The organism is Sphingomonas sp. JC676 (genome assembly GCF_014489075.1).
In the GTDB taxonomy this organism is placed as follows: domain Bacteria; phylum Pseudomonadota; class Alphaproteobacteria; order Sphingomonadales; family Sphingomonadaceae; genus Sphingomonas.
Genome location: NZ_JACTGR010000005.1, coordinates 426840 through 441285, shown reverse-complemented (window position 1 = coordinate 441285; position 14446 = coordinate 426840). Strand labels below are relative to the sequence as shown.

Annotated in this window: 16 protein-coding genes; 15 read left to right on the top strand and 1 reads right to left on the bottom strand. The window is 65.2% G+C overall.

Annotated features, from left to right (window positions below):
* The first annotated feature begins 18 nt into the window (after nucleotides 1-18).
* The 4 genes from lepB (at nucleotide 19) to IAG41_RS18340 (ending at nucleotide 3137) form a co-directional block, all read left to right on the top strand.
* Nucleotides 19-906 carry a signal peptidase I gene (gene lepB / locus IAG41_RS18355; protein ID WP_187730095.1) on the top strand — a complete coding sequence of 296 codons (888 nt, stop codon included), beginning with the start codon at nucleotides 19-21 and terminating at the stop codon, nucleotides 904-906.
* Complete coding sequence (gene rnc / locus IAG41_RS18350; protein WP_410468098.1) at nucleotides 903-1574, top strand: ribonuclease III; 672 nt, start codon at nucleotides 903-905, stop codon at nucleotides 1572-1574. Before lepB ends, rnc begins: the two co-directional genes overlap by 4 nt.
* Complete coding sequence (gene era / locus IAG41_RS18345; protein WP_187730094.1) at nucleotides 1571-2470, top strand: GTPase Era; 900 nt, start codon at nucleotides 1571-1573, stop codon at nucleotides 2468-2470. The genes rnc and era overlap by 4 nt, the downstream gene beginning before the upstream one ends.
* Nucleotides 2471-2573: 103 nt before the next feature.
* The gene (locus IAG41_RS18340; RefSeq protein WP_187730093.1) at nucleotides 2574-3137 is read left to right on the top strand and encodes a hypothetical protein; all 564 of its coding nucleotides are present in this window, start codon (nucleotides 2574-2576) and stop codon (nucleotides 3135-3137) included.
* Here the strand turns inward: IAG41_RS18340 and IAG41_RS18335 are convergent.
* Nucleotides 3134-3673, bottom strand: a complete 540-nt coding sequence (locus tag IAG41_RS18335) for a 2'-5' RNA ligase family protein (RefSeq protein WP_187730092.1) — start codon at nucleotides 3671-3673, stop codon at nucleotides 3134-3136. The two genes, IAG41_RS18340 and IAG41_RS18335, sit on opposite strands and share 4 nt — an antisense overlap.
* 252 nt (nucleotides 3674-3925) lie before the next feature.
* Between IAG41_RS18335 and IAG41_RS18330 the strand changes: the two genes are divergently transcribed.
* From IAG41_RS18330 to IAG41_RS18280, 11 genes are all read left to right on the top strand, one after another.
* Nucleotides 3926-5053, top strand: coding sequence for a site-specific DNA-methyltransferase (locus IAG41_RS18330; protein WP_187730091.1), 1128 nt, complete (start codon nucleotides 3926-3928; stop codon nucleotides 5051-5053).
* A gap of 202 nt (nucleotides 5054-5255) precedes the next feature.
* A complete protein-coding gene (folP, locus tag IAG41_RS18325) occupies nucleotides 5256-6326 on the top strand; it encodes a dihydropteroate synthase (protein WP_187730090.1) in 1071 nt (356 codons plus the stop codon).
* Between the two features lie 198 nt (nucleotides 6327-6524).
* The gene (locus tag IAG41_RS18320) at nucleotides 6525-6941 is read left to right on the top strand and encodes an organic hydroperoxide resistance protein (RefSeq protein ID WP_187730089.1); all 417 of its coding nucleotides are present in this window, start codon (nucleotides 6525-6527) and stop codon (nucleotides 6939-6941) included.
* A 47-nt stretch (nucleotides 6942-6988) separates the two neighbouring features.
* Complete coding sequence (locus IAG41_RS18315) at nucleotides 6989-7450, top strand: OsmC family protein (protein WP_187730088.1); 462 nt, start codon at nucleotides 6989-6991, stop codon at nucleotides 7448-7450.
* A gap of 110 nt (nucleotides 7451-7560) precedes the next feature.
* Nucleotides 7561-8760, top strand: coding sequence for an acyl-CoA dehydrogenase family protein (locus tag IAG41_RS18310; RefSeq protein WP_187730087.1), 1200 nt, complete (start codon nucleotides 7561-7563; stop codon nucleotides 8758-8760).
* Nucleotides 8761-8797: 37 nt separating this feature from the next.
* A complete protein-coding gene (locus IAG41_RS18305) occupies nucleotides 8798-9625 on the top strand; it encodes an enoyl-CoA hydratase-related protein (protein WP_187730086.1) in 828 nt (275 codons plus the stop codon).
* A gap of 35 nt (nucleotides 9626-9660) precedes the next feature.
* On the top strand, nucleotides 9661-10884 hold the full coding sequence (locus tag IAG41_RS18300; RefSeq protein WP_187730085.1) for a CaiB/BaiF CoA transferase family protein: 1224 nt from the start codon (nucleotides 9661-9663) through the stop codon (nucleotides 10882-10884).
* Nucleotides 10885-10916: 32 nt separating this feature from the next.
* Nucleotides 10917-11702 (top strand): enoyl-CoA hydratase, encoded by a 786-nt coding sequence (locus tag IAG41_RS18295; RefSeq protein WP_187730084.1) that lies wholly within the window; start codon nucleotides 10917-10919, stop codon nucleotides 11700-11702.
* 33 nt (nucleotides 11703-11735) lie between these two features.
* Entirely contained in the window at nucleotides 11736-12647 is a 912-nt protein-coding gene (locus tag IAG41_RS18290) for a 3-hydroxyacyl-CoA dehydrogenase (RefSeq protein ID WP_187730083.1), read from the top strand.
* Nucleotides 12648-12667: 20 nt separating this feature from the next.
* Nucleotides 12668-13642 carry a 3-hydroxyacyl-CoA dehydrogenase NAD-binding domain-containing protein gene (locus IAG41_RS18285; RefSeq protein WP_187730082.1) on the top strand — a complete coding sequence of 325 codons (975 nt, stop codon included), beginning with the start codon at nucleotides 12668-12670 and terminating at the stop codon, nucleotides 13640-13642.
* Nucleotides 13643-13673: 31 nt separating this feature from the next.
* Complete coding sequence (locus IAG41_RS18280; protein ID WP_187730081.1) at nucleotides 13674-14390, top strand: hypothetical protein; 717 nt, start codon at nucleotides 13674-13676, stop codon at nucleotides 14388-14390.
* The last annotated feature ends 56 nt before the right edge of the window (nucleotides 14391-14446 follow it).

The window sequence follows — 14446 nt, the reverse complement described above, 5'->3', positions numbered from 1 at the left end:
CCTAGCAGAGCAGACCTCATGGAGAATGCGCACCCCGCCGAGCCTCAGGACAAGGCAGAAGCCACGTCCGCCCCAGCCGCGAAGCCGGCCAAGCCCAAGTCGGAATGGCGCGATCTGGGGTCGTTCCTGATCAAGCTGGCGCTGATCGTCTTCGTGGTGCGCAGCTTTATCTTCTCGCCCTTTTCGATTCCTTCGGAATCGATGCTGCCGCGGCTGCTGATCGGCGACTATCTGTTCATTACCAAATGGAACTACGGCTATTCGAAGCATTCGCTGCCGTGGAGCCTGCCGCTGATCCCGGGCCGCATCTTCCCCGGCACGCCCGCGCGCGGCGACGTGGTGGTGTTCAAGGCGCCCAACCATAATGGCGAGGACTGGATCAAGCGCGTGATCGGCCTGCCTGGCGACACGGTGCAGATGATGGGCGGCCAGCTCGTGCTCAACGGCCAAAAGATCCCGAAGCAACATATCGCCGATTTCACTGTCCCAATCTCGCCTAACTATCCGGTGGCAACGCCGGAGAACGATTATCGCGGCTGCAAGAGCAGGTTCGTTACAACAGCCGCCAAGGGGATTCTGATCTGCCGGGTGCCGCAGTTCCGTGAGACGCTGCCCAACGGCAAGACTTACAATGTCCTGGACCAGGATATGCTCGATCAGGACAACACGGTGGTGTTCACCGTGCCCGCCGGCCATGTGTTCCTGATGGGTGACAATCGCGACAATTCGACCGACAGCCGCTTTTCGCAGCCACCCGAAGGCCCGGGCATCGGTTTCGTGCCGCTCGAGAATATCGAGGGCAAGGCAGTCGTCAGCTTCTGGTCGACTGACGGCAGCGCCAACTGGTTCCTGCCCTGGACCTGGTTCACCGCGGCGCGCTGGAGCCGCATCGGAGAAGGCTTCTGAGCACCCCCGACCTGGGGGGATGGATCGCTGAGGTTTTCGGCCGGCCCGCGCAGGACCTGAAGGCCTTCGAGCGCGCGCTGACGCATGGCAGCCAGGCCGCGGCCAATTACGAGCGGCTGGAATTCCTGGGCGACCGCGTGCTGGGTCTCGTGGTTGCCGAATCGCTGTTCGAGCGGTTTCCGAACGAGCCCGAGGGAGCGCTTTCGCGCCGTCTGAATGCGCTGGTGACCGGCCAGGTATGCGCCGAAGTGGCGCGCGAGATCGGTGTGGTGCCGCATCTGCGGCTGGGCAAGCAGGCGCGCGACGATGGCGCGGCGAACAGCGACAATGTGCTGGGCGACGTGATGGAGGCGCTGATCGGCGTCTTCTATCTCGAAGCGGGGATCGAGCCCGCGCGCGCCTTCATCCGCAAGGCGTGGGATGAGCGGATCGATGCGCACGCCACCGCGCCCAAGCATCCGAAATCGGCGCTCCAGGAATGGGCTGCCGCCCATAATCGCCGGCCGCCCGAATATGAGATAGTAGATCGCTCGGGCCCCAATCACGCGCCGCGTTTCACCGTGAAGGTCAGCGTGGGCAAGCTCGCCGAAGCGAGCGCCGAGGGCACGAGCAAGCAGGAAGCGGAGACCGCGGCCGCCGCGGCGCTGCTGGAGAAACTGGAAAAGTGACCGAAACCCAACATTGCGGCCTTGTCGCCGTCGTCGGCGCCCCCAACGCAGGCAAGTCGACGCTGGTGAATGCGCTGGTCGGCCAGAAGGTCGCGATCGTCAGCCCCAAGGCGCAGACGACCCGCGCCCGGCTGATGGGGCTGGCGATCGAGGAGCGGACGCAACTCCTGCTCGTCGACACGCCGGGCATCTTCACGCCCGAGCGCCGGCTCGACCGGGCGATGGTCGCCGCCGCCTGGGAAGGCGCCGAAGGCGCCGACCTGATCGCGCTGGTGGTCGATGGCAAGGGTGGCATCGGCCCCAAGGTGCACGCCATCCTCGAGAGCCTGGCCAAACGGCCCGAACCCAAGATCCTGATCCTCAACAAGGTCGACATCGCCGACAAGCCCAAGCTGCTCGGCCATGCCGCCAAGCTCAACGAGGCGCTGATGTTCGACGAAACCTTCTTCGTCAGCGCGCAGACCGGCGATGGCGTGCCCGAATTGAAGGCGGTGCTCGCCCGGCGGATGCCCGAGGGGCCGTGGCATTTCCCCGAGGACCAGGTCTCCGATGCGACCGACCGGATGATCGCCGCCGAAGTGACCCGCGAGCAGCTCTATCTCCAGCTCCATGCCGAGCTGCCCTATGCGAGCGCGATCGACACCGAGAAATATTCGGAGCGGCCCGACGGTTCGGTCGAGATCCACCAGCAGATCCTGGTCGCGCGCGAGACCCAGCGCGCGATCGTCCTCGGCAAGGGAGGCGCCCGCATCAAGGAGATCGGAGCCCGCGCCCGCGCCGAGCTGTCGCGGATCATGGGGGTGCCGGTGCACCTCTACCTCCACGTCAAGGTGAACCCGAAATGGGAAGAGGACCGCTCGCTCTACCGCGAGATCGGGCTCGAATGGGTGGAGTGACGCGGCGGGCGTCCTGACGTCGTGCCGCAAGAATTTCCCGTCGATTAACCTTTCGTTGCCGCCTGACCTCTAAAATACGGGAAAGGACAGGGGGCGTCTCGATATGTCGTATCTGGGTGCGGGGCAGGGCTTTATCGGCGCTGTGGAATTGCCGCATGTCGACGGTCTGATACTTGCGGGCCTGCTGAACGGTACTGGCATCGGGCAGGACAATTTCCATGAGATGGCGGCCATGGTCCGCTTCGCCGAAAGACGGGGCGCCGACCTGATCCAGTTTCACCTGGGTGACGACGATCTGAGCGATCTGCGGCATCCGCTGCACCTGGCGTTCCTCGAGACGCTGCGCGATCCGATCCTGACCAATCCCATCGTCGATCTGGGCGACATCGCGCCATGGCGTGAGCGCGCACTCGAATCGGAATTGCCCTCTGATGCGCTGGGCACCGACTATGACCGCGCCGAGCTGGACCATGCCATCCGGGCGTCGCTGCCCCAGGTCGAGGCACGCCTGGCGCTATGTGCCGCCGGCCATGTCCGGTTTCCCGAGGACCTCGAACTGTTCGGACGCGAGGCGCAGGCTTTGTACGAACTCGGCTTCCGCACCGAGGCGCGGGCGCGCCTTGCAGCATGCGTGGCGCTGGGCGGCGAGGCGATCGCGATCGGCTAGAACGAAAAGAGGTCGAACTGGCGGCGCACGAGCGGCCAGCGGCCCAGCTCTACGTGTCGCGTCGCGCCGACCACGCTGTGGATGAGTACGACGTCGCCAATATCCCAGGCGAGCGGCGTGATCGGCCTCAGGAACGAGAGCCCGGCGCGATAGCCGAGCGTCGCGTGCGGATTGAAGCTCCAGCCGGTCCGCATGAGGTTCCAATAGCGGAGCTGGTCGTCGATCTGTTTCTGGATCGCCGAAAGCGCCGGCGGCCGCTTGTTGGGGCGTAGCGCGATCGAGCGCTCGCTTCCCGACATCCGATCGAACGAGAGGGTGAACGGATTGCCGGCAAGATGCTCGCCGATGGTCGTCAATCGCTGTGCGACATCCTGCGGATAGGCCGCATAATCGGCGGTTATTCCGAGCGTTAGGTGCAATCGGGCATTGGCTACGGGATCCAGTTCGGGCGCGGCCGCGTCGCGGATCAGGCCGGTCAGATTCGCCTCGATCTGCGAGGGCTTGAGGGCGAAGAACAGGCGATGACAATGTTGCATGGAAACCTCCGACTCGGATAATGTTCCCATTATGTTCTTATCCTAAGCATGAGTCGAATCCCGGAGGTGAGTCTTTCGGGCCACACCCACCAGCGATTGCGCCTGTGGATAACTTCTTGACTCAACATCTGGGCGGGTGCCGAAATGTTCCGGCTGGTTAACGATTTAGCATCCATTTTCGTTAACCAATGTTTGCTTGACGGCGGACTCCGGCCTGCCTGAAGACGCGCGTCCGGCAAGGGAGCGGTTCGAATGGGGGTTCTGGAAAAAGTTGGTCGGCGCAAGGCGCTTGCTCTGGTGGAGCAGGCCGAACTGCCGCTCGATTCGATTCTGATGAGCGATTGCGTGGCGGCGATGAAATCGCTGCCCGCCAAGTCGGTCGACATGATCTTCGCCGATCCGCCCTACAACCTCCAGCTCGGCGGCGACCTGGCGCGGCCCGACGGCAGCCATGTCGACGCGGTGACCGACGACTGGGACAAGTTCGACAGCCTGGCGATCTATGACAAGTTCACCCGCGAATGGCTGACCGAGGCGCGCCGCATCCTGAAGGACGACGGCACGATCTGGGTGATCGGCAGCTATCACAACATCTTCAAGGTGGGCTCGGCGATCCAGGACCTGGGCTTCTGGATCCTGAACGACATCATCTGGCGCAAGGCCAATCCGATGCCCAATTTCAAGGGCACGCGCTTCACCAACGCGCACGAGACGTTGATCTGGGCGTCGACCGGGGAGAAGGCGCGCTACACCTTCAACTATCGCAGCATGAAGACGCTCAACGACGAGCTCCAGATGCGTTCGGACTGGGAATTTCCGATCTGCGGCGGGCCCGAGCGTCTGAAGCGCGATGGCGTGAAGGTCCACCCGACCCAGAAGCCGGAGGCTTTGCTCTATCGCGTGCTGCTCGCCTGCACCAAGCCGGGCGATGTAGTGCTCGATCCCTTCTTCGGAACCGGGACGACCGGCGCGGTGGCCAAGCGGCTGGGCCGGCGCTGGATCGGCATCGAGCGCGAGGCCAATTACTGCGCGGCGGCGATCGAACGGATCGAGGCGGCGCTGCCGCTCGACGAATCGGCGCTGAAGACGATGCAGGCGCCCAAGGCGGCGCCGCGCGTGGCGTTCGGCACGCTGATCGAGAATGGCTTCCTCATGCCCGGCGCGGTGCTGACCGATGCCAAAAGGCGGCACATGGCTGTGGTGGGTGCGGACGGATCGCTGCGCTGCGGCGATGCGAGCGGCTCGATCCACAAGCTCGGCGCGACGCTGCAGAATGCGCCGTCGTGCAACGGCTGGACCTATTGGCACTATGAGGCCAAGGGCGAGCTGAAGCCAATCGACGTTCTCCGCCAGACCTATTTGCTGGCGACCCAGCCCTAAGGGTCCGCACTCAATACCAGAGGCGGTCGTGATCGTCCGGTGCTGCTCTCCGGGCGACCGCTTCGTTGCCGCCTGACAGCGTCGCTTCGTCGGTCACGATGCTTCAGCATCGCTTCCTCCTGACTCCTCGTCAGCCGACAAAATCCGCTCCGTCACGATCGCCTCTGGTATTGAGTGCGGACCCTGATCCATTAGGGGCGCCATGCCCGTCAAAACCTATCTCCGTCCGGTCCAGTTCGTCGACACGCCGGTGGGCCGCGACGGCGAGGTCGCGCGGCTGGCGGGGGGGCTTGGCTGGTTCTCGGGCTATGAGCTGATCGAGGTCGAGGGTGGCAAGCGCATCTCACGCCGCACGCTCTCGGTGGCCGAAGCCGCTGCCGACGCGTCGCTGGCGCCGCTGATCGAGCGCCTCTCCGCGCCGCGCGCGCCGCTTAGGCTGGGGGAGCGCGTGCTGCGGCTCGATCAGCCGCTGGTGATGGGCATCCTCAATTTGACTCCCGACAGCTTCTCGGATGGGGGGCGGCATGCCGACGATCCTGCGGGTGCTGCTCAAGCGGGGGTCGACATGGGCATTGCCGGCGCGGCGATCGTCGATGTCGGCGGCGAATCGACGCGACCGGGCGCCGCGGAAGTGTGGGAAGGCGACGAGATCGAGCGCGTGGTGCCGGTGATCGAGCGACTGGCGCGCAGCGGCGCGGCGGTCTCGATCGACACGCGCAAGGCAGCGGTGATGGAGGCGGCGCTGGCCGCTGGCGCGCATGTCGTGAACGACGTCGCGGCCTTGCTGTGGGATGCGCGCGCCACGGAGGTGGTGGCCAAGGCAGGCTGTCCGGTGGTGCTGATGCATTCGCCCGATCCCGACAAAGGCGGGCATGGCGGCGACGGCTATGGCGACGTGCTGACCGAAGTCTATGACTGGCTGGAGAAAAGGGTCGAGGAGGTCGCGGCGGCGGGCGTCGATCGTTCGAAGATCCTGATCGATCCGGGCATCGGCTTCGGCAAGTCACTGCAAGAGAATCTGGCGCTGCTCAACGGACTGGCGCTGTTCCACGGCATCGGCTGCGCCGTCGTGCTTGGCGCGAGCCGCAAGCGGATGATCGGGGCGCTGTCGAACGAGGCGCCGGCGGAGGCACGGTTGGGCGGATCGATCGCGCTGGCGCTGAAGGGCGCGGAGCTGGGCGCGCAGCTGATCCGAGTGCACGATGTGTTCGAGACCGCCCAGGCGCTGCGCGTATGGCGCGGCATGAAGGACGTCGCGCTGACGGCGCTATAGGCCGACGCGTTTAGCGCTCAGCCCACGTCCTTCTTGACCAAGTTGCGCCCGTCCGCCGCGCAGCGGCCCATCAGCTTTTCCGAGAGGCTGGTTATCATTTTGCAGGGCTGCTGTGCAGAATCCGCGCGCCCAAATGCCTCCGCATCGCCAGATGCCGCCGGAGCGTGATGCCTCGCGGATCGATGAGGAGTCACGAAGATGAGCACCACGACACTGTATACTGCGAACGTCCACACCATTGGCGGCCGCGAAGGCGCGGCACGAAGCTCGGACGATCAGCTCGATATCAAGCTATCCACCCCCGGCGCCGGCCGCCCCGGGACGAACCCGGAACAGCTGTTCGCCGCCGGCTGGTCTGCTTGCTTCGAAGGCGCCCTCGGGCTCGCCGCGAGGGAGATCGGCATCGTGCTGCCGGCCGAGACTGCCGTCGATGCCAGCGTCGAGCTGCGCTACGGCGAGGCTGAGGGCTATTTCCTTACGGCGCGGCTTGAGGTCACCATTCCGGGCGTCGCCGGCGAGGTCGCCAATCGCCTGATCGCGCGCGCCCACGAGACCTGCCCTTATTCCAAGATGACCCGTGGCGGGATCGAAGCCAGCGTCGCGCTGCGCTGCTGATGCCTTCGGCACAGCGGATGTCGCTTCCGTCCGAAGAGGAGACCGACATGATCAGAACCTTGCACGAGGAGCCAGCGCCGGCATCTGCGCAGACGGCCGGCGAAACCGCGGTCGCCGAGGCGACGGGGGAAGGCCTCTATCAGGTCCGTGTCCGCACCGGCGGCCACAGCTTCCTGATGGACGAACCCATCGACTATGGCGGGCTCGCCACCGGCCCCAATCCCTTCGACCTGCTCCGTGCTGCCCTCGGCGCCTGCACGCTGATGACGATGAAGCTCTATGCCCAGCGCAAGGGCTGGACCCTCGATCGCCTCCGCGTCCACGTGACGCACAGCAAGGGTTCGGCGGGAGCGCGCGACCGCTTCGATCGCGTCATCGAGCTCGGCGACGTGACCGAAGAGCAGCGCGAAGGACTGCTCAGGATCGCGCAGCGCTGCCCTGTACACCTGCTCCTCGATCGGGGCGCCGACGTGACTGTCTCGCTCGCCGATGCCGCGGTGGCGGCCTGACCTTTCATCGCCCGGGAGGCTTCCTCCCGGCGCCGCGGTCTACCGGCACGCATTTTCCACCTCAAATTTTGAAGACCGCCCCCGTCGCGGCACAACGAAAGGACACTGACATGGCCACCGCAATCAAACCTTCAGCACCAAAGCCCTTGCCGGCGCCCAACGGTGATTTCTACGGCATCGAGCAGACCCTGAACGCCGAGGAACTGGCGATCCTCCAGAAGGTGCGCGCCTTCATGGACGAAAAGGTCGCGCCGATCATCAACGACTATTGGGTCAGGGATGCCTTCCCCTTCGAGCTGATCGAGCCCCTGAAAGCGCTCGGCACCGGCCACCTTGGCATCGGCCGCGGCGGGAGCCCGATGCTCACCGGCCTGATGATCATGGAGATGACTCGGATCGACCCCTCCTTCGCGACCTTCTACGGCGTCCATACCGGCCTTTCCATGGGCTCGATCGCTTTGCTCGGCTCCGAGGAGCAGAAGCAGAAATGGCTACCGGCGATGGAGCGGTTCGAGAAGATCGGCTGCTTCGCCCTCACCGAGCCGCTGGTGGGCTCCGGCACCGGTGGCGGCCTCACCACCACCGCGAAGCGCGACGGCGACAGCTGGATCCTGAACGGCGAGAAGAAGTGGATCGGCAACGCCACCTGGTGCGACATCTCGATCGTCTGGGCGCGCGACCTCGACGACAATCAGGTCAAGGGCTTCATCGTCGAGAACAAGACGACACCCGGCTTCGTGGTCGAGAAGATCGAGAACAAGATGGCGCTGAAGGTCGTCCAGAACGGCCACATCACCATGACCGATTGCCGGGTTCCGGAGGCCAACCGCCTCCAGAAGGCAAATTCGTTCCGCGACACCGCGTTCGTGCTGCGCGAGACCCGCTCCGGCGTCGCCTGGATGGCCACCGGCGTACAGATGGGCGCCTATGAACTGGCGGTCAAATATGCGCAGCAGCGCCTGCAGTTCGGCAAGCCGATCGGCGCGTTCCAGATGATGCAGGACCTGCTCGCGAAGATGCTCGGGAATCTCACGGCCTGCCAGTCGATGATGTACCGGCTCGCCGAGCTCGAGGAATCCGGCAAGCTCACGGACCAGCTCGCCTCGCTGGCCAAGGCGTTCACCACCCAGCGGATGCGCGAGACTGTCGCCTGGGCGCGCGAGCTGCACGGCGCGAACGGCATCATCGTCGACAACAGCATCGGCCGGCTCTTCTCCGATGCGGAGGCGCTCTACTCCTATGAGGGCACCTTCCAGATGCAGAATCTGATCATCGGCAAGGCCGTCACCGGGTTTAGCGCCTTCGTCTGAGGGCCCGCCCAGCTCGAACTGACACAGGAGACAAGACATGGCTACGCTTGCGGTTCCACCGCGGGCCGGGGACGCTCGTCCTCTCGCCCTCGAGAATCTGATCTACGAGAAGAAGGGCGCGATCGCCTATGTGACGGTCAATCGTCCGAAAGTGCTCAACGCGCTCAACGGGGCCACCTGGTCCGATCTTCGCGCGGCCTTTGAAGACGCACGGGATGACGCCGCGATCCGCGGCGTCATTCTCACCGGGGCGGGTGACAAGGCGTTCGTTGCCGGCGCCGACATCAACGAGTTGTCGCGCGCCACCGCGGTCGAGGCGGAGGCATCGAGCCGCGTTGGACAGGGGGTGCTCGATCTTATCGAGAATCTCGGCAAGCCGGTCGTTGCGGCGATCAACGGCTTTGCGCTGGGCGGCGGCTGCGAAACGGCGATGGCCTGCACGATCCGCATCGCCGCCGAGCATGCGCGGTTCGGCCAGCCCGAAGTGAAGCTGGGCCTGCTCCCCGGCGGCGGCGGCACCCAGCGGCTGCCCAGGCTGGTGGGCAAGGGCCGCGCGCTGCAGCTCATCCTCACCGGTGGCATGATCGGCGCCGAGGAGGCCCATCGCATCGGCCTGGTCAACGAGGTCGTGCCCGCCGCGGACCTGATTGCGCGTGCCGAGGCAATCCTCGCCGAGACCGGCGCCAATGCCCCGATCGCCGTCCGATATGCGATCGAGGCCGTGAACAAGGGCCTGGACGCCGACCAGGCCGAAGGCCTCGCCCTCGAGGCCGCCTATTTCGGCCTCTCTGCCGGCACCGAGGACAAGAAGGAGGGCACGTCGGCCTTCCTCGAGAAGCGCGCACCGCAGTTTCGCGGGCGCTGAAGCACGCGCCCACCCGAACATTCAGGAGACATTCCATGACGAACGAGAACATCTTTTCAGGACTGAAGGTCGTCGATCTGTCGAGCTTCATCGCCGGCCCCGGCGCCGCCGTGATCCTGGCCGATTTCGGCGCAGACGTCATCAAGGTCGAACCACCCGCAGGAGACTTTTGGAGACTCGGCAACAAGTTGGCGATCGAGCCGATTGCCGACGAGGCCTATCAGTGGCACCTGTCCAACCGCAACAAGCGCGGCCTCACGCTCGATCTCAAATCGCCGAGTTCGCGACAGGTCGTGATCGAGCTCGTCGAGTGGGCTGACGTGTTCATCGTCAACACGCCCCATCATGCGCGCAAGCATCTGGGCCTCGAATATGACGATATCGCCGCGTTGAACCCACGCCTGATCTACGCGGATCTCACCGGTTTCGGCGAAAACGGGCCGGACGCCAATCTGCCGGGATTCGACCTCACCGCCTTTTGGGCGCGCAGCGGCCTGCTCTCGATGATGCGCGACGAGGGTGCGCCGCCGACATGGCCGGTCAGCGGCAGCGGAGACAATGCCACGGCGGTCAGCCTCTATGCCGCGATCGCGACGGCGCTCTACCGCCGCGAGCGCACCGGCCAGGGCTCGTACGTCACGACGTCTCTGCTCGCCTCGGGCGTGTGGTCGGCGAGCGTCATGGTCGGCGGCGCGCTGGCCGGCGCCAGGATGCCGGCGATGCACGACCGCGCCCATCCGGCAAATGCCGGGGCGAACGTCTATCGTTCTTCCGATGGCGTCTGGTTCGTCCTCGTCGCCCAGACCAACAAGGTGGCGGACCTGGTCAAGGCGATGGACCGCCCCGACCTGTTGACGGACCCGCGCTTCACCGATCCTGCAAAACTCGCTGCAAACAGGGCCGTGCTCACCGCGATTTTCGAGGAAGTCTTCTCCGCGAAGCCGATGGCCTACTGGGCCGATCTGCTTGGCAAGATCAACATCACCTTCGGCACCGTGCACGGGCCGGAGGACGTGATCAAGGATCCGCAGCTAACCGCGAATGACATCGTCGTTTCGCTGGAGGGCGCGGGCAAACTGACGTCGACGATCAGCAGTCCCTTCCAGGTTCACGGCGTCGACAAGGCGCCGGCGCACCGTGGTCCGGGCCTCGGCGAGCACACCGAGGAAATCCTCCGCGAGCTCGGCTTCGACGACAAGAGCATCGAGAGCCTGCGCGAAGGCGGCGCGATCCCCGAAACAAGCAAGCGCGCCGCCTGAGCCGGCAAGAGCCTCACACAAGGAAGCAGACAATGAGCGACATCAATACCGAATTTTCCGAAGGCATCCTGCGGGTCGAGCTGAATCGCCCCGACAAGAAGAACGCCATGACCAGCGCCATGTACACCCGCCTCGCCGAGATCCTCGCCGAGGCGGACCGGGACGATGCGGTCCGTATCGTGCTCTGGCACGGCGCTGGCGGCTCCTTCACCGCCGGCAACGACATCCAGGATTTCCTGAGCAATCCGCCCGCGGCTGGCGGCTCGCCGCAGGGACTCCTGACGGACGCCTTCATCGCGTTCAGCAAACCGATCGTTGCGGCGGTGAATGGCGTTGCCGTCGGCGGCGGCACGACGATGCTGACGCACTGCGACTTCGTTTATGCCGCCGAGAACACGCGCTTCCAGATTCCGTTCATCAACCTGGCCCTGGTTCCGGAGTTCGGCTCCAGCTTCTCGATCCCGGCGCGCGTCGGCCACCTTCGCGCGGCGGAGCTGTTCCTGCTCGGCGAGCCTTTCACGGCGCAGCATGCAGTCGAGCTGGGACTCGTGACGCGCGTCGTGCCGGATGCGGATTTGCTGACGACCGCCACCGCAACCGCTCGGAAGCTTGCGGCAAAGCCGCGGGGCGCGCTCCGCGCATCCAAGCGGCTGATCAAGCACGCGTCGCTCGGCCCGGTTCGGGAAGCTGCGGGGATCGAGGGGCAGGAATTCGCTCAGCGCGTCCGCGGGGCCGAGGCCCAGGAAGCATTCTCGGCCTTCCTCGAGAAGCGCCCGCCCAACTTCAACCAGACCCCGGCGCGCGTCGCGGCCGAGTAGGCCCGCGTCGCCGTTGCCATAAAGGAGCATCTCATGACCGCTTACCAGCCAATCAGGTCCGCACCCGACCGCGTCCGATCAGGTCGCCTGTTCCTGCTCGAATTGAGCGGCGGCCGGATCCACACGATGAACCCCGACGGCTCCGACCGCCGGATGATCGTCAGCGATTGCCGTCTTCCCGACGGCATCGCGGTCGATGTCGAGGCCGGCCATATCTACTGGACCAATATGGGCGTTCCGAGCCGAAACGACGGCTCGATCGAGCGCGCCAATCTCGACGGTGGGAACCGCATGGTGATCATTCCGCCGGGGGTGGCGCACACGCCGAAGCAGGTCCATCTCGATAAGACCGGCGGCAAGCTCTACTGGTCGGATCGCGAAGGCATGCGCGTGATGCGCGCGAACCTCGACGGCTCGCATGTCGAGACGCTAATCGAGACCGGCCATGGCGACGCCGATCGCGCGGACCAGACGCGCTGGTGCGTTGGGATCACCGTCGATCCCGTCGGCGGCAAATTCTACTGGACGCAGAAGGGCGGCGACAACGCCAATGTCGGTCGCATCCTGCGCGCCAATATCGAGGTGCCTTGCGGCGAGAGCCCGGCCAGCCGTTCGGACGTCGAAACCCTGTTCGACGGCCTGCCGGAGCCAATCGATCTCGAACTCGATGTCGACAATCGCATTCTCTACTGGACCGACCGCGGCGACCCGCCGAACGGCAACACCGTAAACTGCGCGGCGATCGACGAGGCCGATGCGGCACCTCAGGTGCTCGTCACGCACCTGATGGAGGGCATCGGCATCGCCCTCGACGTTCCCGGCAACCGGATGTTCGTCACCGACCTGGGCGGCTCCGTCTACGCCGCCGATCTCGATGGATCGAACAAGCGCACGCTCCTTGGCGCGCAGGGCAATCTGGCGGGCATCGCCTACGCCGAAATCTAATCAAACATCGGAGACCTGACATGACCTACAACAAGCCTATTCACAGCATCACCGTGGTCGGCACGGGTGTCATCGGCGCGAGCTGGGCCGCCCTGTACCTCGCCAAGGGGTTCAAGGTGGTTGCGACCGACCCCGCGCCGAACGCGGAAGCAGCGCTGCGCAAATTCGTACAGGACGCGTGGCCGGCGCTCGAGCAGCTGGGGCTCACGCCCGGCGCGTCGCAGGCGAACCTCTCCTTCACTGCCGACCTCGATGAGGCGCTGGCCGAAGCCGACTTCGTGCAGGAAAACGGGCCCGAGCGGCTCGATTTCAAGCGGAAGCTATACGGGCAACTCGACGCACTGCTGCCGCGCGACGTCATCATCGCATCGAGCTCCTCGGGACTCCCCATGAGCCAGATCCAGGTCGGCGCCGCGTTCCACCCCGAGCGTTGCATCATCGGCCACCCGTTCAATCCGCCGCATCTCATTCCGCTGGTCGAGCTGGTCGGCGGGACCAAGACGTCGCCGGACGCGATCCGCCGTGCGGACGAATTCTACACCGCGATCGGACGGCGCACGGTGCGCCTCAACAAGGAAATGCCGGGCCATGTCGCCAATCGCCTCCAGGGCGCCCTTGCGCGCGAGGTCTATTACCTCGTCACCGAAGGCGTGCTGAGCGCCGCGGATGTCGATACCGCCTTGTCCTGGGGACCTGGCCTGCGCTGGGGCCTGATGGGCAATATGATGCTCAATCACCTCGGTGGCGGGCCGGGCGGCATCGAGCATTTCTTCGAGCAGTTCGCCGGACCGATGACGACCTCGTGGAAGAGCCTCGGTTCGCCGGAACTGACCCCGGAGGTCCAGCGCCGGCTCATCGACAGCGTCCATGAAGAGGTCGGGTCGCGCACCATCGCGGAACTCGAGGCGGAGCGCGACGCGCTGCTGATCGGCCTCCTCGAACTGCGCGCGGGGCATCCGCAGACCGTCGCGTCGCCAGACGCTAAGGCAGCCTGATCCCAGACCGAGCACGATGAGGAGCTTCACGATGGCGCTGTTGGACGATGTGATCGAGGCACATGGCGGACTCGCGCGGCGCAAGGCGTTCGAGCGGGTCGAAGCCACAATCGTCACCACCGGCGGGCTCTTCCCGCTCAAGGGCCTGCCGGCCGACACGACGCGGCGGCATATGACCGCCTGGCTGCACAAGCAGCAGGCGTCGGTGTCGCCATTCGGTGGGCCCGACCAGCGAACCAGCTTCACCGCCGACCGGATCGCCGTCGAAAAGACCGACGGGCCGGTCGTCGCTGAAAGTCGTGATCTCCCTTCGCTGTTCGCTGGGCATGGATTGAACACGCCCTGGGGGCCGCTCCATCGCGCCTATTTCAACGGCTATGCGATGTGGCTCTATCTCAACTCGCCTTTCCTCCTGGCGATGGATGGCGTCGAGGTCCGCGAGCTCGATCCCTGGCGCGAAGGCGAGGAAGAATGGCGCGTGCTGCGCGCCTTCTTCCCCGGCGGCATGGTCACGCACAGCCGGATGCAGGAATTCTATTTCGACGAGGCGCTCGATCTGAGGCGGCACGACTATCGCGTCGATATTGCCGGCGGCTTTCCTGCCGCCCAGCTGATTGGCAACTATATCGACGTCCAGGGCATTCGCGTCCCGACGCGGCGGCGCGCCTATGTCCGGGGACCGGAGGATCGGCCCGTCGACGATCTGCTGATGGTATCGATCGACATCGATAATGTAAGATTCTCCTAGAAATTTGAATGCCTTAATACCTTCTATCCGGCCTGCCCCGAAGGAGCTATTATCAG